We start from the raw sequence: 21761 nt of genomic DNA, 5'->3' as shown, positions 1-21761 counted from the left end.
CTGGCCGGCATGAAGGACTCCAAGGTGATCGTGGCGATCAACAAGGACCCCGAGGCCCCGATCTTCTCCGTGGCCGACTACGGCCTGGAGGCCGACCTCTTCGAGGCCGTGCCGGAACTCATCAAGGCGCTCTGAGCACCGAGGGGAGGCAAGACATTGCCTCCCCGAGATCAAGCCGGGGCCCTGGAGGCGCCTAACACCCCCTTATCACGCCAGGCCTCCAGCTGTTCATCGCTGGCGCCCAGAAGTTCCTGCAGCACTTCTTCTGTGTGCTCGCCCAATTGGGGAATGCAACGGCGGGCTTCGATGCGGCTGTTGGACAGGCGGTAGGCCGGGTTGACGACCTGGAAGGGTTCTTCCGCGGTGCCCACGTGCGCCAGCGTGCCCCTGAACGCCACCTGGGGTTCCGCCAAGGCCTCCGTCACCGTTCGGTAGCGCGCGCAGGGCACGCCAGCAGCCATCATGAGGTCTTCGCACTCGCTCGACGAACGCTGGCTGGTCCACGACTCGATGATGCGCAACAGCTCGGACCAGTTTTCCTCTTTGGTGCGGGTGTTGGCGAAACGAGGATCGGTCTTGCCCGCGGGAAAGCCGATCAGGTCGAACAGTGCTTCCATGTTCTTGGGCGTGACCGCCGCCACCATGACGAAGCCGTCCCGGGATCGGACGGGCTCATAGACCTGGCGGCGCCGGTTCGTCGGCTGTTGCGCTACCTGCGTCTCGTACACCAGCATGCCCAGCACCGCATCCATGAGCGACACGTCGATCCACTGGCCCTTGCCGGTGCGCTCGCGGTCGAAGAGGGCGAGATGGATGGCGCTGGCCGCCTGGGAGGCCCCCAGCACATCCGCGATGAAGATGCCGTTGTTGCCGGGGCGCGAGGGGTCCGTCTGGTAACTCATGTTGGCCATGTCCAGCCCCGAGGCGGCATGGATCACCGGGGCATATGCCGGAGCATGCGCCATGGGGCCGGATTGCCCGAAGCCTGAGATGGAGCAATAGATCAGGCCAGGTCGGCGTGCACTCAGGCTGTCGTAGTCGAGCCCCAACCGCTTCATGACACCGGGACGGAAATTCTCGACGATGACGTCGGCCTGCAGGGCCAGGCCCAGGGCGATCTCTCGGCCTTCGGGCGTGGAGAGGTCCAGCACGATGCCACGCTTGCCGCAGTTCATCGAGCCGAAATAGGTACTGACGCCGGAACGCGTCGGGGGCCGGTTGCGCACCATGTCGCCTGCCGGCGGTTCGATCTTGATGACGTCTGCGCCCGCATCTGCCAGGGCGCGCGTGCACAGCGGCCCCGACATGACGATGGTGAAGTCCACGACACGGATGCCCTTGAGGGGGTCGTGTGGCGTGCGGGAAGATGAAGAGGTGTGGAGCATGGTCGATCGCAGGTGGTCAAAAGGAATAATGGTCTTACCAATAGCTTATCTCACACCACCACAACCTGCAACAGAAAACGGGCGACGGCACCGACAAGCGGGGGTTGCTATGCCATTGCGGCTGTTTCTATAATGGTCGTACCATTAATCCAATAGAAAAGCAGATGTCCCACTTGCCCGAGTTGTTCCAGCCGATGCAGATCGGTCCCATGTCGGTGGCCAATCGCATCATGATGTCCGGCATGTCGGCCGGTAGCCGCGTCCACGCCGATGGGAGCATTTCCGATGAAACCATTGCCTACTACGTCGAGCGAGCCAGAACGTCGCCCGGCATGATGGCGGTGGGCGCTGCCGCGGTGGTGCCGCCGTCACCGGAAGGACCGCAGCCCAGGCAGAGTGGCAGTGCGGGCCTGAAGCTGTACCTGGACGAGATGATTCCTTCTTTCGCCCGACTGGTCGATGCGGTGCACCGCCACGACACGCGGTTCGGCATCCAGCTCTTCAACGGCGGCGGCACCGAGCGTGGTCGCCACTCGCTTATCTCACCTTCAGGCCTGTCCTCAAATGTGCGTGACAACCGCGAGCCCGGGCGTCAGCGCAGTGGCCAGATCAACCGCGCGCTTGAGACTTCCGAGATACCCGACATCGTCACTTACTACGCGGAGGCGGCCGATCGATGCCGGCAGGCGGGGTTCGATTTCGTGGAAATCCACGCCGGCCATGGCTACCTCATCAGCAACTTCCTGACGCCCCTGTTCAACCGCCGCACCGACAGGTATGGCGGCTCCTTCGACAACCGGGTTCGGTTTCTCCTGGAGATCGTCGACGCAGTCAAACACCGAGTTGGAGGGCGCATCGCCGTGGGCGTGAAGTTCAACGGCGACGACTTCATCGGCGAGGACGGCTGGCAGCTGAAAGACGCTGTCCGGCTCGGGCCACTGCTGGCATCGGCCGGGGCGGATTACCTCACCGTCACCGCCGGCCTCATCGGGGCGGACCGGTTGACGATCCCCCCGATGTACGAACCGCAGGGCTGCTATGTGGACATGGCTGAAGCGGTGAAGGAGCGGGTCTCGATTCCGGTGGCCTCGGTTGGTCGGATCAAGGACCCGCGCATGGCCAGAGACCTGATCGCCCGGGGCCGGTTGGACTTCGTCGTCCTGGGGCGCGCTTTTATCGCGGATTCGGAGTTCGTCCAGAAGACGCGGGAAGGTCGTCTGGAGGACATCCGGCCCTGCCTAGCGGACTGCCGCGGCTGCGCCGATGAGCACATCCAGCGCGGCGGCATGACGAGCTGCGTGGTGAACCCCCGCATGTGCCGGGAACGGGATCTTGTCGACGTCGAGGGCTCCGCCAGTGCACAACCCAAGAAGGTGGTGGTGGTCGGTGGCGGTCTGGCTGGCCTGGAGGCGGCCCGCCGCTGCGCGTTCTCCGGCCATCAGGTGACTCTGTGCGAGGCCCGCGAGCAATTGGGCGGGCAGATTGTGCTGGCCGCGAAGATGCCGGGCCGCCAGGAACTCGGCGACATCCTGCCGTGGTACGAGCGGCAACTGCAGCGCCACGGCGTGGAGGTGCGGCTGGGCACGCGCGTGGGCGAGCCGCTGCTGAAGGCGCTGGCGCCCGATGTGCTCATCGTCGCCACGGGCAGCGTTCCCCAGGTCCCAGCGAACATGCTCGATGCCGTCATGAGCGCCGACGACATCGACATCGTCATGCTTGACGACCTTATCGATGAGGATCTGCCGGTGGGGAAAAAGGTGCTGGTGATCGGCGGTGATCAGAACGGTGTCGTTGTGGCCGACTGGCTGGCCGAGAAGGGCGTGGACGTGTGCATCGCCGAGAGCTCGCCGCACCTGGCATCCAAGCTCGCGGGCCACGACCGCTGGTACCTGCTCAACCGCATCGGCCAAAAGGGCGTGCGCCGCATCAAGAACGTGTCGGGCATGGGCGTGGCGCCTGGCGGACGGGTGCGGCTGCAGACGCGCGATGGCGAGAACACGCTGGAGGGGGTCCAGACCGTGGTGTTCGCCAGCGAGCGCAAGGCGGACCGGGCACTGGTGGAGCTGGCCAGCAAGATGGGCATCACTGCCCATGTGGTCGGCGATGCGCACGATGCGACTTCCGAACACGCGGGGACGATCTTCGCAACCATCGCCCGTGCCTACGACGTTGCACGCGTCATCTAAGGCGCGGGTGCGGTGCCTTCAAGCCAGAGGCTTGGCGCGGGTGGTGGACTTGCGCGCCACCTTGGCCACGGCAGGTGCTTTTTCTGCAGAAGCCGCGAGAGGCAGATCCTCGACGACGACATCGCTCTGGGTGTCGCTGGACAGGATGTACTGATGCACCGCCAGCAGGAAGGTCGACATTTCCTTGGACGCCTTGGCGGCGTCGCGGGCACGCAGGTGTTTGAGGAATCTGCGTCGCGACTGAATTAGCTGCAGCGGCGTGCGCGATGCAGAGTTAACCAGCTTGAGCAACATCTTGGTGATCGCGTCGACAGTCATGACGATCACTTCGTTGCCCGTGGCGCGGCTGAGCAGGTGGTAGAACTCCTGCGCGAGTCTGGCACGCTCGCCGCCCAAGCCAAAATCGGTGCGTTCGCGTTGATAGGCCGCTTCGGTGCGCGCGATGTTGTCTTCCAGTGCTTCGAAATCGCTCTCCGTCGCGCGATCGCACGCCAGTTCAATGGCGATATTGAGGAACTTGAGCCGGGCCTCGGTCAGCTCGCTCAGCGAAATGTTGCCCAAGTAGAGCATGTCCTGGAACGCCTGTGAGAGCAGTTTGGACTGCCCAGAGGCCACGAAGGCTCCTCCTGTCACGCCTTTGCGTAACTCGATCAGCCCGGCAATTTCCAGTGTTCGAAGTGCTTCACGAACCACACCCCGGCTTACTTCCAGGCTCTCGGCCAGTGCGCGCTCGGCTGGCAGCTTGTCTCCCGTCTTCAGGCTGCCCGTTGCCAGCAGTTTGCGGATCTGGTTGCAGACCTGCTCGAAAGCGCGCTGCGTGACGACAGGTTCGAAAGCCACGCCGGGGTCAGGTTCTCGCTTCATGAATGTCCACTTCGTTAAGAGGTAAGTTGGTCCTGCCACTGTCACTCTGGACCATTCTGCCAATTCTAGTGCTGCACCCTGGCTGCGCAGGGCGCGTGTGACCTACGGCAGGCCTTTGTCGACGCGTCAGACGTCGGGTTCTAGGGTTTTCCCGCGCAGGCAGTTTATTGATATGTATTATGGTACTACCAATAGACCGTTAAACCGAATGATCCAATCCGAGGAAGAAGGACTGCTCCACATGCAACTGAATCGCAGAAACGTGCTCATCGCGGGACTGGCCGGCCTGGCTGTTCCCGCCTTCGCGGACAACTACCCCAATCGGGCCATCCGTCTCATCGTTCCTTATCCGCCGGGGGGCTCGTTCGACGTCGCCGGCCGTGCCATCGCTCTGCGGCTCGGTGCCGAACTGGGCCAGACGGTCGTGGTCGAGAACATGGCGGGCGGTGGCGGTGTGGTGGGAACGGCGGTGGTGGCGCGCGCCCAAGCCGATGGCTACACCCTTGGCCTTGCTTCAGGGTCCACCATGACGATCCCCATCGCCGTGGGAAAGAAGATTTCCTACGAGCCCTTGAAAGACCTGACGCCCATCGGCATCGCCACCTACAACCTGCTGGTGATCGCCGTGCGCTCCGACTCACCCTTCCAGACGCTGGGCGATCTGATCGAGCACGCGCGCCAGAACCCCAAAACATTGACCTACGGCAGCGCAGGGCAGGCCTCTACCAACCACCTGGAAGGCGAGCGCCTCAACCAGTTCGCGGGCATCGAACTCACGCACGTGGCCTACAGGGGGGCCGGCCCGGCCTTGAACGATTTGCTGGGCGGCCAGGTCAACATTGGCATCCTGGGCGTGGCATCGGTCGTGCCGCATGCGAAAACGGGAAGGCTCCGTGTGCTGGCGGTGCTGGACAACAAGCGTTTCGCCGAACTGCCGGATGCGCCCTCTGCGCCGGAAGCCTTGAAGGGTTACAGCCAGGATGTACCGTCGTGGATCAGCCTGATCGGGCCCGCGGGCCTGCCTGCCCCGATGGTGGCGCGGCTGAATGCCGCCATGGTCAAGTCCGTGAAGGATCCCGGAACGGCCAAGGCGCTCGAGACCCACGGCATGCCCACGGTGGGCAGCACGCCCCAGCAGTTCGCGGACCAGCTCCGCAAGGACATCGAGGTCTGGTCGGCGGTCGTCAAGGCGCGCAAGATCGTAGTGGATTGATCCGCAGCGGCAGGGCGCAGGGCATTCAGCATGGAAGCATTGGAGGATGTCGTCTTGGTGGACGTGCACGATGGCGTGATGACCATCCGGATCAACCGGCCGCAGGCCCGGAACGCGATCAACCTAGCGGTGGCCCGGCGCATCGCTTCCGCGTTGACCGAGCTTGACGCGCGCGCCGACCTTCGCACTGCCGTGCTCTGTTCCAGTGGCGAACACTTCTCTGCGGGCGCGGACCTCAAGGCCATCCTGCGAGGCGAGCGGGCCCGTGTGCCTACACGAGGTTTCGGGGGGCTGACCGCCCAGCCACCGAAGAAGCCCCTTATCGCCGCCGTCGAAGGCTACGCACTTGGCGGTGGGTGCGAAATGGCGCTGGCCTGCGACCTCATCGTCGCCAGTTCGACCGCCCGGTTCGGGTTGCCCGAAGTCAAGCGCGGCCTGATCGCCGCCGCAGGCGGGCTGATCAGGTTGCCGCGCCAGGTGCCTTACCGCATCGCCATGGAAATGGCGTTGACGGGCGACCCGATCGATGCGGAGCACGCGCTGCGCATCGGGATGATCAACCGCGTGGTCGACGCGGGACAGGCCTTCGTCGAAGCACGGCGGTTGGCGGCCACCGTTGCGCGCAACGGCCCGCTGGCCCTGGTGGCCAGCAAGCAGATCATCAATGGTTCCTGGGCGTGGGACATGGATGAGGCGTTCGACCGTCAGCACACGATGGCGGAAGCGGTGTTCGCGTCCGACGACGCGAAAGAAGGGCCGCTGGCGTTTGCCGAAAAGCGACCGCCCTTCTGGCAAGGCCGGTGACCGTTGCCGCTCAAACTGATCGAGAGCCGTCATGCATGTCGTTGACCTGGTGAAACGCATCACCTACCCCGAAGTCGAACAGACCGTCTCCAGCCGGGACGCCATGCTGTATGGCCTGGCGCTGGGGTTCGGCGAAAACCCATGCGACGAGAAGCAGTTGCGTTTCGTGTACGAACGTGGGCTGCAGGTGTTTCCCACCATGGCGATCACGCTGTGCTACCCGGGTTCGAAAGGGCATTCCGTCGCGCGGTTCGGGCTGGATACCCGGCAGGTGCTGCACGTGTTCCAGGGTTTTGAGATCGTGGCGCCCATCCCGCTGGATCGGGTGCTTGTGGGCCAGCAGGTGATCCTTTCCGTGATCGACAAAGGCCCTGCGCGCGGTGTGCTCTGGACCTACGAAAACCGTGTTCGCGTGCGGGAGACGGGCGAGCTCGTCTGCATCCTGCGTGGCGCGAGCATGTCGCGCGTGGGAGGTGTGAGCGCAGATGTCCAGCAGGAGGTGCCGCCGAACCGGGTCTTTCCCTCGCGACATCCCGATCTGGTGCGCGACATCCGGGTTCTTCCGCAGGCCGGCCTGCTCTACCGGCTCAGCGGGGACTACAACCCGCTACACGCCGACCCGGACTTGGCCAGGCAAGGGGGATTCCGCCAGCCCATCCTGCATGGCCGCTGCACCTTCGGGTTGGCAGGCCGCGCCGTGGTGGAAGCGGTGTGTGGCAGCGATGGCGCGATGCTCAGGAAGATGGAGGCACGCTTCAGCGCCCCGGTGTACCCCGGGGAGACGCTGCGCACCGAACTCTGGCGCGAAGCAGGCGCGGTGCAGTTCCGTTGCACGGTGCCCGAGCGGGGCGTGACCGTGCTGAACCACGGCCACGCCGACCTAGTGGACGGTTGACCCGTCCACCCAGCGGTCGAGGCTTCAGCTGGCCTGGCCCAGCACGCCCTGCTGAAGCAAGCGTTGCCAGCCTGCTTCATCCAGCCCCAGTTGTTCTACGAGGATCTGTCTGCTGTGTTCTCCCAGGGCGGGCACGTGCTGGCCGGCCAGCGGCCTGCTGCCTGAAATCTGAAAGGGCAGGTTGCTCACCAGGAGCTCGCCTCCGCCGTCCTGCACGTGGCTGAACGCCTGCCGTTCGTGCAGGTGAGGGTCTCGGACGCTGTCGACGACCGTGCGGTAGCGTGAGCAAGGAACGCCCGCAGCGGTGAGCAGCGCTTCGCATTCTGCGGCAGTGCGCAGGGAGGTCCATGCTTCGATGCCTTCGCAGAAAGCTTCCCAGTTCGCCCCCCGCCCCACGCGGTTGTTGAAGCGGGCATCGCTTTTCCACTCGGGGCGGCCGATGGCATCGCAAAGGTTCGCGACGTTAGTTGGTGTGACGGTCACCACCATCACGAAACCGTCCGCGGCTTTGAGGGGGCGATAGACGAATCGCGGCTTCTCTTGTGGGAACTGGGCCTCCTGGAGCTCATAGGGCATCATGTTGAGCATGCTCTCCATGAGGGTCACGTCCAGATGTTCGCCTTGGCCGCTGCGGGTTCTCTTGAGCAACGCTGCCTGCACCGCAATGGCGGCATAGAGGCCTGTCACGAGATCGCCGATGAAGAGGCCCACGTTGGGTGGTTGTTCGCTTCGCTGGTACAGCATCTGCACGTGGTCGAAGCCGCTCATGGCGTGCGCGATCTGGGCGAAGGCGGGTCGCCTGGCCTCGGGCCCGCTCTGGCCGAATCCCGAAATCGAGCAATACACCAGCCGGTGATTGATTTCCGCCAGCTTCTCGAACCCGAGCCCCAGTCGGTCCATGACGCCGGGCCGGAAACTCTGGACGACCACATCGGCCTTTTCGCAAAGGGCGGCGGCGATCTCGACCGCCTCAGGGTGTTTGAGGTCCAGGCTCATACTCTGCTTGCCGGCGTTCAGCTGTGCAAAGTAGGCGCTCGCGCCGGCGCGCAGTGGGGGACTTTTGCGGATCTGGTCACCATCGGGCGCCTCGACCTTGATCACCTCCGCGCCGAGGTCGGCGAGGATGCGCGTGCAATACGGGCCGGCCATCATCATGGTGAAGTCCATCACGCGCATGCCCTGCAGTGGGCGTTCTTCGTGTTTCATGGTGTCTCCTGTTTGAGGGTGATTCAGCCAGCGGCAGGCGCCGTCGGGGCCACGATCAGGGACAGCATGTCTGCCACCATGGCCGGCTTCGTCGAGCCCTCCAGCTCCATGGTGTACCGCCGCACAAGCAGGGTCCCCTTGTCGGCGGGCTCGGCCGAGACGATCTTCATCCGCAGGCGGATCCGTGAACCGGCAGGCACGGGCTTGGGGTACCTGACTTTGTCGGACCCGTAGTTGAACGCCAGGCTGCGGTGCCGGACCTGCACGATCTGGGCCGCCAGGCCGGGCACGAGAGAGAGCGTGAGCAGGCCATGGGCGATCGGCTTGCCGCCGGGCAACTCGCGCGAAGCCCTTTCCCGATCGACGTGGTACCAGTTGCGGTCGCCTGTGAGGGCCGCGAAGTCGTCAATCATTTTCTGATCGATGGTGACCCAGTCACTGCATCCGATCTCCTCTCCGACGTGGTTCGTCAAATCCATCTGGGTGTCAATGGTCAGCAAGTTGTGTCTCCGGTTGATGGCGCAGTGCGAGCGCCGAGGTGGTGGGCAACCAAACGCCATGTCGGGGTTGCTTCGATTTTTTTAATGGATAGAATGTTAATGGTATAACCAATATACCAAAGGCTCAAGACCGGGCCTGCACACTTAGGAGACCCCATGGAGCGCTATGCGCAGTACGAACATCTGAAGGTTGAAATCGCCGACCGGATTGCCACCCTCACCCTCAATCGGCCCGAATCGCGAAACGCGCTCAACCGCAAGCTCATCCACGAGCTCCGGTCCATTTGGCTGGATCTGGCCGAGGACCACGATGTCAACGCCGTGGTGCTGACCGGTGCGGGCGACTACTTCAGCGTGGGCGGCGATGTGAAACACATGTCGGACCGGCCGGGCGGCGATTTCCTGGCCAAGGGCGAAATCGCGGACCCCTCCGCAAGTCGCCGCCTGCTCGTCAACATGCTCGAGTTGGACAAGCCCGTCGTCTGCGCCATCAATGGCGATGCCGTCGGCCTTGCGGCCACCGTCGCGTTGCTGAGCGATATCACCGTCATGGCCGACACCGCGCGCGTTGGCGATCCGCATGTCCGAGTGGGCTTGGTCGCCGGTGACGGCGGCGCGGTTGTCTGGCCGCTTCTGCTGGGCATTTCGCGGGCCAAGGAAATGCTCATGCGCGGCCTTCTGATCAAGGGTCCTGAAGCCGAGCGCATCGGCTTGGTGAACCACGTCGTACCGCGAGACCAGGTGCTGACGCTGGCGCAGGAGATCGCGAGAGAGCTGGCAGACGGCGCAACTTGGGCGATCCGATGGACCAAGCTGTCCGTCAACAAGATTCTCAAGGACCGGATGAACCTGGTGTACGACGCCTCTAACGCCCTTGAGAAGCTCACCCTGAAGATGGAAGACCATCAGGAAGCCGCCCGCGCGTTCAAGGAAAAACGCAAGCCAGCTTTCAAGGGGTACTGACGTGCACACAGAGGTCATGCCGGCACTGAGCCGGAATCCGCAACTTCTGCGGCGCGCGCAGTTCGCCCGCTTCACGTTCTGCGTGAAGTCGGAAACGCAGGCGCGGTGGTTAAGCGTGGGCGATGGGGACGTGCGCGTGCTCCCCGACCTGGCGGGCGCCGAGCCCAACTTCACGCTGCAGGCCCGGGACGAGGTCTGGCGGTCCTACGCCCAGGCCGTTCCCCCGCCGGGATACAACGACATCCTCGCCATGGTTGAGTCCGGCCAGGGTGAGCTGGATGGACGGGACATGCTGCCATTCTTCTCGAACATCTTTCTGGTCAAGGGCATCGTCGCAGCCCTGATCAAGGGGGACGCATCATGGTGAAGGGTGGATTCGAGCCCGTGACCGGTCGTTACCTGAGAACCGAAGTGAAAGGGCGTGAGCAGCGCATCTACGTGGAAGAGGCAGGAGAGGGCATTCCCCTGATTTGTCTGCACACGGCGGGCAGCGATTCACGCCAGTACCGCGGCTTGATGAATGACCCAGCGGTCACGTCCCGCTACCGGGTCATCGCGTTCGACCTGCCCTGGCACGGGAAGTCCGCGCCGCCCGAGGGGTTCATGGACGAGGCGTACCGGCTAGACAGCGACACCTACGTCGAAACCATTCTGGCCGTCGCGCGCGACATGGCGCTCGACCGGCCCGTGGTGATGGGGTGCTCCATTGGCGGCCGCGTCGTCTTGCATCTTTTGCTGCGCCACGCCGAACGGTTCAGGGCCGCGATCGGGCTGCAGACCTCCATCTCGGTCACCGGCCGGTTGTCCAAGTGGCAAACGCAGCTGCAATACCTGAACCGCCCGGACGTGCACGGGGGCGAAGCCGCGGCTGGACTGGTCTCCGGCCTCATGGGTCCCCAGAGCCCGACAGCCTCCCGGCTGGAGACGCTCTGGTACTACGCGCAAAGCGGTCCCGGCGTCTTCTTCGGCGACATCTTCTTCTACAAGGACTCGGGAAATCTCACACCCGACACCCTGGCAGGCATCGACACGGGCTGCACACCATTGCATTTGCTGAGCGGCGAATACGACTACTCGGCCCCGCCGCAAGGCGCTGAGGAGGTGCATCGGCTGGTGCCCGGTTCGACGTTCAAGGTCATGACCGGCCTGGGGCATTTCCCCATGTCGGAGAACTACCCCCATTTCCGGACCTACCTGTTACCCATCCTCGACGAACTGGCGGCACAGCCTGCCGTCGCATCCGCTGTTTGATATCCCTTCTGGAGACAACATGAAAACCCGTTCCCTGATGTCTTGCGCTTCGATGCTGCTGGCCGCTGCCCTGCCGTCGGCCTGGGCCGATACCGTGAAGATTGCTGTCATCGATCCCGCTTCGGGCCCGTTCGCCGGACCGTCGCTGAACTGGACGCGAAGCATGAAGCTCACCGCGGACGCGGTGAATCGCAACAAGCTAGCTGGCGGCCACACGCTGGAGCTGACGCAGTTCGACAACAAGGGCACAGCGCAGGAATCGGTGGCGGTGTTCCGCACGGCTGTCGACCAGGGATACCGCTATTTCATCAACGGCGGCAGTTCGGCTGCGTACGCCACCCTGCTCGATGCGGTGAACAAGCACAACGCCCGAAACCCTGGAAAAGAGGTGTTGCTGCTGACGCACTCCAACTCCGATCCCGATCTCACCAACGCCAAGTGCAGCTTCTGGAGCTTTCGCTACAACCCCAATGCGGACATGTATGTGGAAGCGCTCACCTCTGACATCGCCAAGGACCCGAAGATCAGGAAGCTCTACATCATCGGCCAGAACTATGCGCTGGGCCAATCCGTGTCCAAGGCCACGAAAGAGTTTCTCAAGCGCAAGCGGCCTGACCTGGAAATCGTCGGCGACGACCTGCACCCGATCGGTCAAGTGAAGGACTTCGCTCCCTACATCGCCAAAATCAAGGCATCTGGCGCCGATGCGGTTACCACCGCCAACTGGGGCGTGGACCTGACGCTGCTCATCAAGGCCGCCAACGAGGCTGGCCTCAACGTGCCGTTCTACACCTACTACGCGCACAGCTTCGGCGTGCCCACCGCACTCGGGGTGGCCGCCGCCGGGAGGGTCCGCAACATCAGCACCTTCTCGGCCAACAACGAAGGCTTCCTGGGCAAAGAGCTCGTCGAAGGCATGAAGAAGGAGTTCAACGAGGACTTCATCATCTCCGGAACCTACACGGTCATCACCGCCCTCTCTGGTGGCATCCGACAGGCCGGCTCGACCGATCCGGTCAAGGTGGCTTTCGCGCTCGAGGGTGCGAAATTCAAAGACATCAGCGGCGAGTCTGAAATGCGCAAGCTCGACCACCAACTGCAGGCCAACACCTACGTGTCGACTTGGACCAAGCTGAACGGCAAGGACGTGAAGTACGACCAGGAAAACACCGGCTACGGTTGGAAGGTGGAGCGCCGAATCGAGGCGTACGTTGGTTCGCAACCCACCTCCTGCCAGATGGAGCGCCCGTCGCGTCCTTCCTAATTCCAAGCTCCGTTTCTCCACTTACTGCCGTTCAGAACCATCATGGAGTTCTTCTTGGTCTCCAGCCTCAATGGGCTGGCGTACGGGCTGCTGCTGTTCATGCTGTCGTCGGGACTCACCCTGACGTTCAGCATGATGGGCATCCTGAACTTTGCGCACGCGAGCTTCTACATGTTCGGTGCCTACATCGCGTATGCCCTTTCGAGCACGATCGGGTTCTGGCCAGCACTGCTGGTTGCTCCATTGCTTGTGGGCCTTATCGGCGCCGCGGTGGAGCGGTTCGGCCTGCGATCCCTACATCGCCACGGCCACATTCCAGAGCTGCTTCTGACCTATGGCTTGGCGTACATCATGGCTGAGTTGGTGCAGGTCGTCTGGGGGCGAACCTCTCTGCCGAACCCGGTGCCGCCCTCGCTGCAGGGAACGCTCTTCACCGTGTTCTCGACCCAGTTTCCTGTGTTCAAGGGATTCATGATGCTCATCGCTGTGCTGATGCTGCTGGGTGTCTACCTGATGCTGTCGCGTTCGCGTGTCGGGCTCATCATCCAGGCGGCGCTCACACAACCGAAGATGGTTGAGGCACTGGGCCACGATGTGCCCCGTATATTCATGATGGTCTTCGGTGGTGGGTGCGCATTGGCCGGCCTCGCTGGCGTGCTCGGTGGAATCGCGTTTGTCACCGAGCCCAGCATGGCGCATCTGCTGGGCGGCGTGATGTTTGTCGTGGTGGTGATCGGTGGCCTAGGATCGTTGGTAGGTGCACTGGTGGCATCGCTGATGATCGGGCTGCTGCAGACCTTCGCGATTGGGCTCGACGTGTCCCTGCTCGATGCACTGAACGTGCTCGGCTTGCGCCTGGACGATGGCTTCTTCGCACGACCGGTGCTCGGTGTGACATTGGCTCAAGCTGCACCGATGTTGCCGTATCTGTTGCTGGTGCTGATCCTTGTTGTTCGGCCACGCGGCCTGCTGGGCACCCGGGAGGCTTGACATGCAAGTTTTGACTCAAGAGTCCGCCATGACGCGGAGCGATTCGCGACGCGAGTTGCATCCCGCTGAGTCATGGCGCCATCTGGGCGTCTGGTTCGCCTACGCGGCTGCGATTTGCTTGGCTCCCTTGCTGTTTCCCGGTGGCGGTGCTATCGCGCTCCTGAGCCAGATAGGCACCGCCATCGTGTTCGGCCTGTCTTACAACGTGCTGCTTGGGCAGGGCGGTATGCTGTCCTTCGGCCACGCTGTGTACTTTGGCCTGGGTGCCTGCGCGGCTGCACACGGCATGAACGCCGCGGCAGCCGGTTCCATCTGGATGCCAGTCTGGATGGCGCCTCTTGTAGGGGCATTGTGCGCGCTATTGGTGGCGTGCGTGCTGGGCGTTGTGACCACGCGGCGCGCCGGCACCAGCTTCGCCATGATCACGTTCGGTATCGGCGAGCTGGTGTATGTGATGGCCACGATGTTTCCCTCTACTTTTGGTGGCGAGACAGGCATCTCGACCGACCGCATGTACGGTACCCCGGTGCTTGGTGCGAGCTTCGGATCGGCTCTGCAGGCCTATTACCTGATGGCCATCTGGCTGTTTTTGGCCACGCTCGCGCTGTATCTGTTCACTCTATCTCCGCTCGGACGGGTGCTGAACGCAGTGCGAGACAACCCCACGCGTGTTCAGATGCTGGGCTACGACCCGCAGAAGATTCGCTATCGGGCTATGTTGGTGTCCGCCTTCTTCGCCGGAATGGCAGGGGCGCTGTTCACCATCAACTTCGAGACCGTCACCTCGGAAACGCTGAGCGCTCACCAATCCGGCGCGGTGCTGCTATTCACCTTCATCGGTGGAACCACGGTGTTCTGGGGGCCAGTAGTCGGGGCGGTTGTCGGTACGGTGTTGGCAGTGTCTGTGGCCGCCTGGACGCCGGCATGGCCCTTGTACTTGGGTCTCTTCTTCGTGCTTGTAGTCAAGTTCGCTCCAGGTGGTATTGCAGGCATTGCGCTGCTGCTGTGGCGGGCGGGGCGCACTGGCCTGTTGCGGCGTGCAGCCTGGCCGCTGGCGCTTGTGGTGTCGAGTGCCATCGTGAGCATTGCGGGCCTGATAGGCGTTATTGAAATGACGTACAGCTTGACTTTGGGCGATGTCGCATCACGCAGCACGGCGCTGCGCGATCTCCTGAAGCCAGAGTCGAGCTTGTCCTGGATGGTCGTAGTCGCTCTGACGGTGCTTAGTGCCGTTGGATTTCTCGTGTCGCGGCGCTGGCTGCTGTCGCGCTGGGTCGAGGTGGTGGATCGCGCGCCGGACGCCGGGATGGGGACGAGCCATGAATGACGTCGCAATCGAGTTGAAAGGCCTTCGTAAAGCCTTTGGCGCCACGGAAATCATTCGCGGAGCCAATCTGCGGGTGGAGCGAGGGGAGCGGTTGGCGTTGATCGGGCCAAACGGCGCGGGCAAGTCCACGCTGTTTAACCTTATGTCGGGTTTTCTCCAGCCCACGTCGGGCGAGATCCTGCTCAATGGCGAAGCCGTCGGCGGCTTGGCCCCCGACCGCATCCATCACCGTGGTGTGGCGCGCAGCTTTCAGATCAGCAGCGTGTTCCATAACCTCAGCGTTTTTGAGAACCTGCGGGTAGCGCTGTTGTGGTCTTGCGGGCATCGGTACGCTTTCTGGCGCCGACTCTCTACTCTGCACAACGTGAACGAGCGTGCAGAGGAGATGCTTGAGCGGATCGGACTAGCACGGCAGCGCCACGTCCAGGCGGGCCTGCTGACGTACGCGGACCAACGCGCTCTGGAGATCGGCCTGACCGTGATTGGCGGCAAGGACGTCATCCTGCTCGACGAACCCACCGCCGGGATGAGTCGGGCGGAGTCGGATGCCGCGGTCGACATGATCCTTCGAGTGACAGAGGGAAAGACCCTGATCATGGTCGAGCACGACATGAGCGTCGTTTTCGGATTGGCAGATCGCATTGCCGTCTTGGTCTACGGCGAGGTCATTGCGTGCGATGTGCCGCAGAGCATTCGGAAGAATGAGCGCGTGCGAGATGCCTACCTGGGCGATCACGCCGAGAAAGCCATTGCATGACCCGGATGCTCGAATTGCGTGATGTGCACGCGTACTACGGAAAGAGCCATGTCCTGCACGGTGTCGACCTACACGTGGACGAGGGTGAGATCGTGGCCATCCTTGGCCGCAACGGCGCTGGCCGATCGACGATCCTCAAGGCCATCGTCCACCAAGTGGACCGATCAGGTGCGATCGATTTCAAGGGTGAATCGCTGTTGCCGCTGACGACATTCCAGGTGGCGCGCCGGGGTGTGGGTTATGTTCCGGAAGCGCGAGAAGTCTTCTCCACTCTCACCGTAGAGCAGAACCTGATGCTGGGCATGAAGTCCACGCGGCCACCCGGTCCGGGGCAGTGGACGTTGGCCGACATGTACCGCATGTTTCCCCGTTTGCAGGAACGTCAGCATACCGCCGCTGGCGTGCTGTCGGGAGGCGAGCAGCAAATGTTGACGCTGTGTCGCAGCCTTATGGGAAACCCGGACGTTATCTTGATTGACGAACCGACTGAGGGTTTAGCTCCCCGCATCGTCGAACAGGTAGCCGCTTATCTGCGAGTGCTCAAGCAGCGCCGGATGTCGGTCGTCCTTGTCGAGCAGAAGCTATCTATTGCGCTGGATGTGGCCGATCGAGTTTACGTAATCGGACATGGGCGCGTGGTCTTCGAAGGCACGCCCGCTGAACTCAGGTCGCACCCAAGCGTCAGCAAGGAATGGCTGGAGGTGTGATGACGTCCTCGGATGTTGAAACAGAGAAAGGTTCTTTGATGTCTTACTCGTACCCCCGCATCGGTCTTTTGATCGACGGGGAATGGATCCACGACCGCGACGCCTGCCTTCAAGTCGTCAATCCCTCGAACGAAGAGATCCTGGCCGATGTCCCGAAAGCCACCGCGGCGGACTTGCAGCGTGCACTGGCTGCAGCAGATCGTGCGCGTCGGATCTGGCGAGATACGGCGCCAGAAGCGCGCGCCCGCGTGCTGCGACAGGCCAGTGCGTTGTTGCGCGAGCGCATGGACGCGTTCTGCCAGACCATCTCCCTGGAACTGGGCAAGCCCCTGTCGGACGCTCGCTATGAGGTGGAACGCGCTTGCGCCATCATGGAATGGGATGCCGGTGAGGCCGTTCGCCTCTATGGCCGCATCAACCCGTCTGCGCCGGGCATGCTGCAACTGGTGCTGAGGCAGCCCATTGGGCCGGTGGCGGCCTTTACGCCCTGGAATGCGCCCTTGAGTTCCCCGGCCCGCAAGCTCAGCGGTGCGCTGGCTGCGGGATGCTCGGTCATCCTGAAGGCGGCGGAAGAGACGCCGGGCGCGGCCTGCCTTTATGCCCAATGCCTGATGGACGCTGGGCTGCCGTCCGGTGTACTCAGCCTGGTGTTCGGTGACCCCAACGAAATCTCAGAAGCGTTGATCACATCCCCCGTGATCCGCATGGTGACGTTCACCGGTTCGGTGAACGTCGGCAAGCGCTTGACGCAGCTCGCTGCTGCCCAAATGAAGCCGGTGCTCATGGAGCTCGGTGGGCATGCCCCGGTGTTGGTGGCGGAGGACGCGGACCCGGTCCAGGTCGCGCGGATGTCGGCGGCGGCCAAAGTGCGCATGGCGGGGCAGATCTGTGTCTCGCCGACCCGATTCATCGTCCACGAGCGAATCTACGATGCGTTTTTAGTTGCCTTCGCCAAGGCCGTTGGCGAGGTGCGCGTGGGCGACGGGTTCGAGTCAGGGGTGCAGATGGGGCCAGTGGCCAACCCCCGCCGGCTCGCCGCCGCCCAGGCCCTCGTAGAAGATGCACGGCGGCGTGGAGCCCGTGTGCTGACGGGTGGCCACCGTCTGGGAGAGAAAGGCTACTTCTATGCCCCCACGGTGATCGCCGATGTACCTCGCGAGGCGTTGGTCATGAGCGAGGAACCGTTCTGTCCGCTGGCCCTGTGCGTGTCCGTGGCCTCCTTGAGAGAGGGGATCGACTTGGCCAACAGCGTGTCCGTCGGACTAGCGGGTTACGCATTCACCAACTCGCTCAGCACCGCCGAGCAGATTGGCCGCGAGATCGAGTGCGGCATCCTGTCCATCAACCACTTCGGTGGCCCCGCGCCCGACATGCCCTTCGGCGGCCTGAAGGACAGTGGCTTTGGCCGCGAAGGTGGAAGCGAAAGTCTGGAGTCCTACACCGTTACTCGCATGGTGTCGCAGAAGGCCTTTATCGCATGAGCGGCCTGCTGCGAATAGGTAACGCCACGGTTGCCCGGGTGGTGGAAACGCGAGTGGCCTATGAACCCAAGTACCTCTTCAAGCAATTGCCCGACCAGCACATCGAGCAAGTTCGCGAAGCGTTACCGTCCTGGTCGATTGAGGCAGGATCTCAGCGCATCTACCTGACCTTCCAGTCTTTCGTCATCCGGCACGGTGGCCGCACCATCCTGGTGGACACCTGCAACGGCAATCACAAGAACCGGCCCGACATGCCGCGCTGGCACCAGACGGACTTTCCGTATCTGGAACGGTTGAAGAGCGCCGGCGTTCATCCGGACGAGGTGGATGTGGTGCTGTGCAGCCACCTGCACGCGGACCATGTGGGATGGAACACCCGTCTGGACAACGGTCGATGGGTACCGACGTTCCGAAACGCTCGCTATTTGGTGTCAGATGTCGAGATGGGGCATTGGCGTGAGCGCCACGCGATTGACCCCGCTGCATCTGTAAACCACGGATCATGGCAAGACAGCGTGCTCCCAGTCGAAGAAGCTGGTCTGCTCGACGAGGTGAGCGTCGACCACGTGCTAGGTTCTTGCATCGACACCGAGATCCGGCTTGAACATGCGCCCGGGCACACTCCAGGCCAGGTGCACCTGGTGTTGAGCAGCTCGTCGGGTGAACTCATCTACTGCGCCGACACAATCCACCACCCTCTTCAGATTGCCGATCCGCAATACGCGCTGACGGACGATGATCCTGGTGCGGCACTTGCAAGTCGCCAGCGGCTGATCAACCGATGCATGCACAGCGGCGCCACGCTCTTGCCGGCTCACTTCGATGAGGCCGGCACCATCGAGCGTCACCTTGGGTCGGCCCGGTTCCGCAGCTTCTGACCTGCTCTCATGACAATCATCGAAACATACCATTCCCGCAGCGAAGGCATGTCGTATCGGCGGATGGGTCAAAGCGGCCTCATGGTGTCGCGCCTATGCGTGGGCTGCATGTCTTTTGGCGAGGCGGGGCGTGGACCTCACGTCTGGACCTTGCCGGACTCCGATAGCCGCGCGCTCATCCGGATGGCGCTGGAGGCGGGTGTCAATTTCTTCGATACGGCGAATGTGTATTCGGATGGCAGCAGTGAGGAGATCTTGGGGAGGGCCCTCAAGGACTTCGCAAGGCGAGAGGATGTGGTCATCGCAACCAAGGTCGGTGGTGCGGTTCATGGAGGGCCGCACGGTCGCGGACTCTCGCGCAAGGCAATCCTCAGTCAGGTAGAACGGAGTCTTCGCCGATTGGGAACTGATTACATTGACCTGTACCAGGTGCACCGCTGGGATCTCGAGACCCCGATGGAGGAATCTCTCGAAACTCTTAACGATCTTGTCAAGGCTGGGAAAGTGCGCTACTTGGGCGCTTCGTCGATGTACGCCTACCAGTTCGCCCAAGCGCTGGCGTGGGCCCGTTACCGACCTGCGAACCCTTTCATCTCGATGCAGAACCACTACAACCTGTTGTACCGGGAAGAAGAAAGAGAGATGCTGCGGCTGTGCCGGGAGGCGGGTGTCGGGGTCATCCCATGGAGCCCTCTGGCCCGTGGTCGTCTCACTCGGGATTTTGATGAGAGCAGTTTTCGCTCCGATAACGATGAATTCGGCAAGCGCCTGCACCGTGGCTTGAACGATGCCGACCGCGAGGTGATACAGGCCGTGGCCAGGGTAGCGACGCGCCGAGGAGTTCCTCGTGCGCAAGTTGCTTTGGCGTGGCTGCTCGCCCAGCCGGCTGTCACCGCCCCCATCGTAGGCTTGACCAAAGCTTCACACCTTACGGATGCCTTGGCCTCCCTCAGTCTTGTGCTCGACACTGATGAATGCCGTGAACTCGAAGCTGCCTACATCCCGCACGCACCGGCCGGGATTGAGTGACTGGGCGCGTTGCACGCCCAGCACCAGGCGTCAGTCGTACTTGATGGTGATCAGCTCCATCGCCCGCTGCAACGTGACCACCTCGTTTTGCATTAGCTTGTGCAACGACGATGCAGATGACGGAGCGGCTGTCAGGCCCATCGCCTGCAACTGTTCCGAGAACGACGACGTGGAAGCGATCCTCTGAATGATCTCGCTTACCTTGGCGACGATGTGCGCGGGGGTTTCCGGCGGCGCCCAGATGGCATAGTTGATGTCCTGGACGAAGCCGGGCACGTGCTTGCCGATGGGTTGAACTCCTGGCAACAGTGGGCTGGCCTCAGCGGACGACACGGCAATGAGCTTGACTCGTCCTTGTTTTGCTAGGTCGTTTACTGAGGGGGGCGGTGCGACGAAGAGCAACTTGACCTCGCCGCCCATGACTGCCTGCAGGCCTGCGGCCGCACCGCGATAGGGCACTCTGACAAGATTCACGCCGGTCTGCTTGGCGATCATGGCCAGGCCGACCTCGGGTGCCACACCCGCGATGGCTACGTCCACGCCACCCGGCTGGTTGCGTGCCCATTCGACCAAGGAGGGAAAGTCGCTGGCTGGCACGCTAGGGTGCGCCACCAGAGCCTGGGGCTGAGAGGCCACGTTGGCGACTGGCAGCACGGAGGTCAGTGGATCAAACGCCTTGTTGCGCGTCACGAACGGCGCGTGCACCACCGTGGTTGCGGTAGTAATTACAAAGGTATGGCCGTCTGCGGCCGACTTGGCCCCGGCCATGAGTCCGACAGAACCGCTAGCACCTGTTCGGTTTTCCACCACGATCGGCTGTCCCAAGAGCGGACTCATCTGAGTGCCCAGCAGCCGCGCGAGCGCATCGCCAGGACCGCCAGGCCCGTAGGTATAGATGAATCGAATTGGTCGGTTAGGGTAGGCTTCCGATTGAGCGGATGCCCAGGAGGCGGTCAGAACGGACAGCGTGCTGCCTAACAAAAAGTCGCGACGGTGAGTCATGTTGTCTCCTTAATAAGGTCCGCGACTTTTTCGCCAATCATGATCGCGGGGATGTTGGTGTTGGTTCGAGTGATCTCTGGCATCAGCGATGCATCGGCCACGAAGATGTTTTGGGTTCCAATGACGCGGCTATCGGGGGCAGTAACCGCGAGAGGGTCATCCTCCGCACCCAAACGGCACGTGCCGACTGGGTGGAAAGTGCTGCCCACGTTGCGGCAGATGTAGGCCTCAAGCAAATCTCTATCGCTCAGTAGCGTCTTCAGCGGCGGCGTGTCTTGGATGTAGTTCTCAATCATCAAGCGCCGGACGGTCTTGGAACTCTCCATGAGTGCGGCGCCCATGTTCGTCAGAAATGTGTTGCGGAAGGTGTTCTGCTGCAGGACCCGAACCCGGGCCGAGTAGCTGCTCATGAATGGAAACGACGCAAAGCGCGAGACGTCGCCTGTGCCATAGATACGGGCCATGCGATGGAATGCGTCAACCATTCGATCTCGATCGCGCTTGTCCGCGAGCCAATTGAATGCGACTTCAGGTCCGGTGTCGATTCCCGTAGACGAAATTCGCACGGCCCCCCTGGAAAACGCATAGGCAAGATTTGCGGAGAGGGTTCCGATGCGCCTGCCCACTGCATGCCAGGAGGAGCGACAAATCGCCATCATGATCATGTCGCTGTCCCAGCCTTCAGCCATACCTGACGAGTACCGAAGGTAAGCGAAGTTGCGACGCGAGGCGCCATCCGCACGAGCTTCTCGACTGAGATAGGAAGAAATGGACAGCAGCGGATGATCCTGCAGGTTCTGGCCGACTCCTTGCCTGTCAAGCAGGATCTGGACGCTCCGCTCGGCAAGATGCTGGCCCGGACCAATGCCCGAGACCATGAGGAGCCAAGGTGTGCGAAATACGCCAGCGCAAAGGACAACGTTTCGCGCGGCGATCTCGCGTTCTGTGCCGCTCGCGTCGCGGACTAGGGCCTGTTAACACAATCTCAGGCCATCAGCGACGAGCACGAAGCTGATGAAGCCCAGGAACATGAGGTCGAGTTTCTCAAACCGCGAGAAG

General features: G+C 62.6%; 21 protein-coding genes and 2 pseudogenes. 16 read left to right on the top strand and 7 right to left on the bottom strand.

The window, feature by feature from the left end:
* A pseudogene (locus tag J2X09_RS26085) lies at positions 1-135 on the top strand (electron transfer flavoprotein subunit alpha/FixB family protein); the annotation flags it as partial.
* A gap of 35 nt (positions 136-170) precedes the next feature.
* Here the strand turns inward: J2X09_RS26085 and J2X09_RS26080 are convergent.
* Positions 171-1385 carry a CaiB/BaiF CoA transferase family protein gene (locus J2X09_RS26080; protein ID WP_204735818.1) on the bottom strand — a complete coding sequence of 405 codons (1215 nt, stop codon included), beginning with the start codon at positions 1383-1385 and terminating at the stop codon, positions 171-173.
* Positions 1386-1549: 164 nt separating this feature from the next.
* On the opposite strand from J2X09_RS26080, the gene J2X09_RS26075 reads away from it, so the two are divergent.
* Positions 1550-3571, top strand: coding sequence for an oxidoreductase (locus tag J2X09_RS26075; protein ID WP_204735819.1), 2022 nt, complete (start codon positions 1550-1552; stop codon positions 3569-3571).
* An 18-nt stretch (positions 3572-3589) separates the two neighbouring features.
* Here J2X09_RS26075 and J2X09_RS26070 read toward each other — a convergent pair whose 3' ends face one another.
* On the bottom strand, positions 3590-4480 hold the full coding sequence (locus J2X09_RS26070) for a FadR/GntR family transcriptional regulator (protein WP_204735820.1): 891 nt from the start codon (positions 4478-4480) through the stop codon (positions 3590-3592).
* Positions 4481-4676: 196 nt separating this feature from the next.
* On the opposite strand from J2X09_RS26070, the gene J2X09_RS26065 reads away from it, so the two are divergent.
* Genes J2X09_RS26065 through J2X09_RS26055 form a run of 3 tightly spaced genes read left to right on the top strand, consistent with a single transcriptional unit; the run spans position 4677 to position 7347 of the window.
* On the top strand, positions 4677-5648 hold the full coding sequence (locus J2X09_RS26065; RefSeq protein ID WP_204735821.1) for a Bug family tripartite tricarboxylate transporter substrate binding protein: 972 nt from the start codon (positions 4677-4679) through the stop codon (positions 5646-5648).
* A 39-nt stretch (positions 5649-5687) separates the two neighbouring features.
* Positions 5688-6452 carry a crotonase/enoyl-CoA hydratase family protein gene (locus J2X09_RS26060; protein ID WP_204735834.1) on the top strand — a complete coding sequence of 255 codons (765 nt, stop codon included), beginning with the start codon at positions 5688-5690 and terminating at the stop codon, positions 6450-6452.
* Between the two features lie 31 nt (positions 6453-6483).
* The gene (locus J2X09_RS26055) at positions 6484-7347 is read left to right on the top strand and encodes a MaoC/PaaZ C-terminal domain-containing protein (RefSeq protein WP_204735822.1); all 864 of its coding nucleotides are present in this window, start codon (positions 6484-6486) and stop codon (positions 7345-7347) included.
* 24 nt (positions 7348-7371) lie between these two features.
* On the opposite strand, the gene J2X09_RS26050 is transcribed toward J2X09_RS26055, so the two are convergent.
* The gene (locus tag J2X09_RS26050) at positions 7372-8553 is read right to left on the bottom strand and encodes a CaiB/BaiF CoA transferase family protein (RefSeq protein ID WP_204735823.1); all 1182 of its coding nucleotides are present in this window, start codon (positions 8551-8553) and stop codon (positions 7372-7374) included.
* Positions 8554-8576: 23 nt separating this feature from the next.
* Positions 8577-9053: a MaoC family dehydratase gene (locus tag J2X09_RS26045; protein ID WP_310309825.1), complete on the bottom strand. Its 477-nt coding sequence runs from the start codon at positions 9051-9053 to the stop codon at positions 8577-8579.
* Between the two features lie 156 nt (positions 9054-9209).
* Between J2X09_RS26045 and J2X09_RS26040 the strand changes: the two genes are divergently transcribed.
* From J2X09_RS26040 to J2X09_RS25990, 11 genes are read left to right on the top strand one after another with little or no spacing between them, the layout of a single operon-like run.
* Positions 9210-10016: an enoyl-CoA hydratase/isomerase family protein gene (locus J2X09_RS26040; RefSeq protein WP_204735824.1), complete on the top strand. Its 807-nt coding sequence runs from the start codon at positions 9210-9212 to the stop codon at positions 10014-10016.
* Positions 10017-10032: 16 nt separating this feature from the next.
* Positions 10033-10383 (top strand): hypothetical protein, encoded by a 351-nt coding sequence (locus J2X09_RS26035; protein ID WP_310309824.1) that lies wholly within the window; start codon positions 10033-10035, stop codon positions 10381-10383.
* Between the two features lie 17 nt (positions 10384-10400).
* Positions 10401-11267 carry an alpha/beta fold hydrolase gene (locus J2X09_RS26030; protein ID WP_310309822.1) on the top strand — a complete coding sequence of 289 codons (867 nt, stop codon included), beginning with the start codon at positions 10401-10403 and terminating at the stop codon, positions 11265-11267.
* A gap of 19 nt (positions 11268-11286) precedes the next feature.
* On the top strand, positions 11287-12531 hold the full coding sequence (locus J2X09_RS26025; RefSeq protein ID WP_204735827.1) for a branched-chain amino acid ABC transporter substrate-binding protein: 1245 nt from the start codon (positions 11287-11289) through the stop codon (positions 12529-12531).
* 42 nt (positions 12532-12573) lie between these two features.
* On the top strand, positions 12574-13521 hold the full coding sequence (locus tag J2X09_RS26020) for a branched-chain amino acid ABC transporter permease (protein ID WP_204735828.1): 948 nt from the start codon (positions 12574-12576) through the stop codon (positions 13519-13521).
* Position 13522: 1 nt separating this feature from the next.
* A complete protein-coding gene (locus tag J2X09_RS26015) occupies positions 13523-14848 on the top strand; it encodes a branched-chain amino acid ABC transporter permease (protein ID WP_310309819.1) in 1326 nt (441 codons plus the stop codon).
* Positions 14841-15605, top strand: a complete 765-nt coding sequence (locus J2X09_RS26010; protein ID WP_204735829.1) for an ABC transporter ATP-binding protein — start codon at positions 14841-14843, stop codon at positions 15603-15605. Before J2X09_RS26015 ends, J2X09_RS26010 begins: the two co-directional genes overlap by 8 nt.
* Positions 15602-16312 (top strand): ABC transporter ATP-binding protein, encoded by a 711-nt coding sequence (locus J2X09_RS26005; RefSeq protein ID WP_310309816.1) that lies wholly within the window; start codon positions 15602-15604, stop codon positions 16310-16312. The genes J2X09_RS26010 and J2X09_RS26005 overlap by 4 nt, the downstream gene beginning before the upstream one ends.
* On the top strand, positions 16297-17793 hold the full coding sequence (locus tag J2X09_RS26000) for an NAD-dependent succinate-semialdehyde dehydrogenase (protein WP_310309814.1): 1497 nt from the start codon (positions 16297-16299) through the stop codon (positions 17791-17793). The genes J2X09_RS26005 and J2X09_RS26000 overlap by 16 nt, the downstream gene beginning before the upstream one ends.
* The gene (locus J2X09_RS25995; protein ID WP_204735831.1) at positions 17790-18671 is read left to right on the top strand and encodes an MBL fold metallo-hydrolase; all 882 of its coding nucleotides are present in this window, start codon (positions 17790-17792) and stop codon (positions 18669-18671) included. Before J2X09_RS26000 ends, J2X09_RS25995 begins: the two co-directional genes overlap by 4 nt.
* A gap of 48 nt (positions 18672-18719) precedes the next feature.
* A complete protein-coding gene (locus J2X09_RS25990; RefSeq protein WP_204735838.1) occupies positions 18720-19700 on the top strand; it encodes an aldo/keto reductase in 981 nt (326 codons plus the stop codon).
* 30 nt (positions 19701-19730) lie between these two features.
* Here the strand turns inward: J2X09_RS25990 and J2X09_RS25985 are convergent, their stop codons facing one another.
* From J2X09_RS25985 to J2X09_RS25975, 3 genes and pseudogenes are all read right to left on the bottom strand, one after another.
* The gene (locus J2X09_RS25985; protein WP_204735832.1) at positions 19731-20702 is read right to left on the bottom strand and encodes a Bug family tripartite tricarboxylate transporter substrate binding protein; all 972 of its coding nucleotides are present in this window, start codon (positions 20700-20702) and stop codon (positions 19731-19733) included.
* Positions 20699-21358, bottom strand: a complete 660-nt coding sequence (locus J2X09_RS25980; RefSeq protein ID WP_310309828.1) for a GMC oxidoreductase — start codon at positions 21356-21358, stop codon at positions 20699-20701. The genes J2X09_RS25985 and J2X09_RS25980 overlap by 4 nt, the downstream gene beginning before the upstream one ends.
* A gap of 135 nt (positions 21359-21493) precedes the next feature.
* Positions 21494-21643 (bottom strand): annotated as a pseudogene (locus tag J2X09_RS25975) (GMC family oxidoreductase N-terminal domain-containing protein); the annotation flags it as partial.
* Positions 21644-21761: the final 118 nt, after the last annotated feature.

Source organism: Hydrogenophaga laconesensis (assembly GCF_031457235.1).
Lineage (GTDB): Bacteria > Pseudomonadota > Gammaproteobacteria > Burkholderiales > Burkholderiaceae_C > Hydrogenophaga > Hydrogenophaga laconesensis.
The sequence above is the reverse complement of the archived record's forward strand: the minus strand, read 5'-3'. Positions and strand labels throughout refer to the sequence as shown.

Excerpts from the sequence above, each read along its gene's own strand:
- J2X09_RS26080 (WP_204735818.1), bottom strand. The coding sequence starts at position 1,385 with ATGCTCCACACCTCTTCATCTTCCCGCACGCCACACGACCCCCTCAAG.
- J2X09_RS26075 (WP_204735819.1), top strand. The coding sequence starts at position 1,550 with ATGTCCCACTTGCCCGAGTTGTTCCAGCCGATGCAGATCGGTCCCATG.
- J2X09_RS26065 (WP_204735821.1), top strand. The coding sequence starts at position 4,677 with ATGCAACTGAATCGCAGAAACGTGCTCATCGCGGGACTGGCCGGCCTG.
- J2X09_RS26055 (WP_204735822.1), top strand. The coding sequence starts at position 6,484 with ATGCATGTCGTTGACCTGGTGAAACGCATCACCTACCCCGAAGTCGAA.
- J2X09_RS26050 (WP_204735823.1), bottom strand. The coding sequence starts at position 8,553 with ATGAAACACGAAGAACGCCCACTGCAGGGCATGCGCGTGATGGACTTC.
- J2X09_RS26040 (WP_204735824.1), top strand. The coding sequence starts at position 9,210 with ATGGAGCGCTATGCGCAGTACGAACATCTGAAGGTTGAAATCGCCGAC.
- J2X09_RS26035 (WP_310309824.1), top strand. The coding sequence starts at position 10,033 with ATGCCGGCACTGAGCCGGAATCCGCAACTTCTGCGGCGCGCGCAGTTC.
- J2X09_RS26025 (WP_204735827.1), top strand. The coding sequence starts at position 11,287 with ATGAAAACCCGTTCCCTGATGTCTTGCGCTTCGATGCTGCTGGCCGCT.
- J2X09_RS26020 (WP_204735828.1), top strand. The coding sequence starts at position 12,574 with ATGGAGTTCTTCTTGGTCTCCAGCCTCAATGGGCTGGCGTACGGGCTG.
- J2X09_RS26015 (WP_310309819.1), top strand. The coding sequence starts at position 13,523 with ATGCAAGTTTTGACTCAAGAGTCCGCCATGACGCGGAGCGATTCGCGA.
- J2X09_RS26010 (WP_204735829.1), top strand. The coding sequence starts at position 14,841 with ATGAATGACGTCGCAATCGAGTTGAAAGGCCTTCGTAAAGCCTTTGGC.
- J2X09_RS26005 (WP_310309816.1), top strand. The coding sequence starts at position 15,602 with ATGACCCGGATGCTCGAATTGCGTGATGTGCACGCGTACTACGGAAAG.
- J2X09_RS26000 (WP_310309814.1), top strand. The coding sequence starts at position 16,297 with ATGGCTGGAGGTGTGATGACGTCCTCGGATGTTGAAACAGAGAAAGGT.
- J2X09_RS25995 (WP_204735831.1), top strand. The coding sequence starts at position 17,790 with ATGAGCGGCCTGCTGCGAATAGGTAACGCCACGGTTGCCCGGGTGGTG.
- J2X09_RS25990 (WP_204735838.1), top strand. The coding sequence starts at position 18,720 with ATGTCGTATCGGCGGATGGGTCAAAGCGGCCTCATGGTGTCGCGCCTA.
- J2X09_RS25985 (WP_204735832.1), bottom strand. The coding sequence starts at position 20,702 with ATGACTCACCGTCGCGACTTTTTGTTAGGCAGCACGCTGTCCGTTCTG.
- J2X09_RS25980 (WP_310309828.1), bottom strand. The coding sequence starts at position 21,358 with ATGGCGATTTGTCGCTCCTCCTGGCATGCAGTGGGCAGGCGCATCGGA.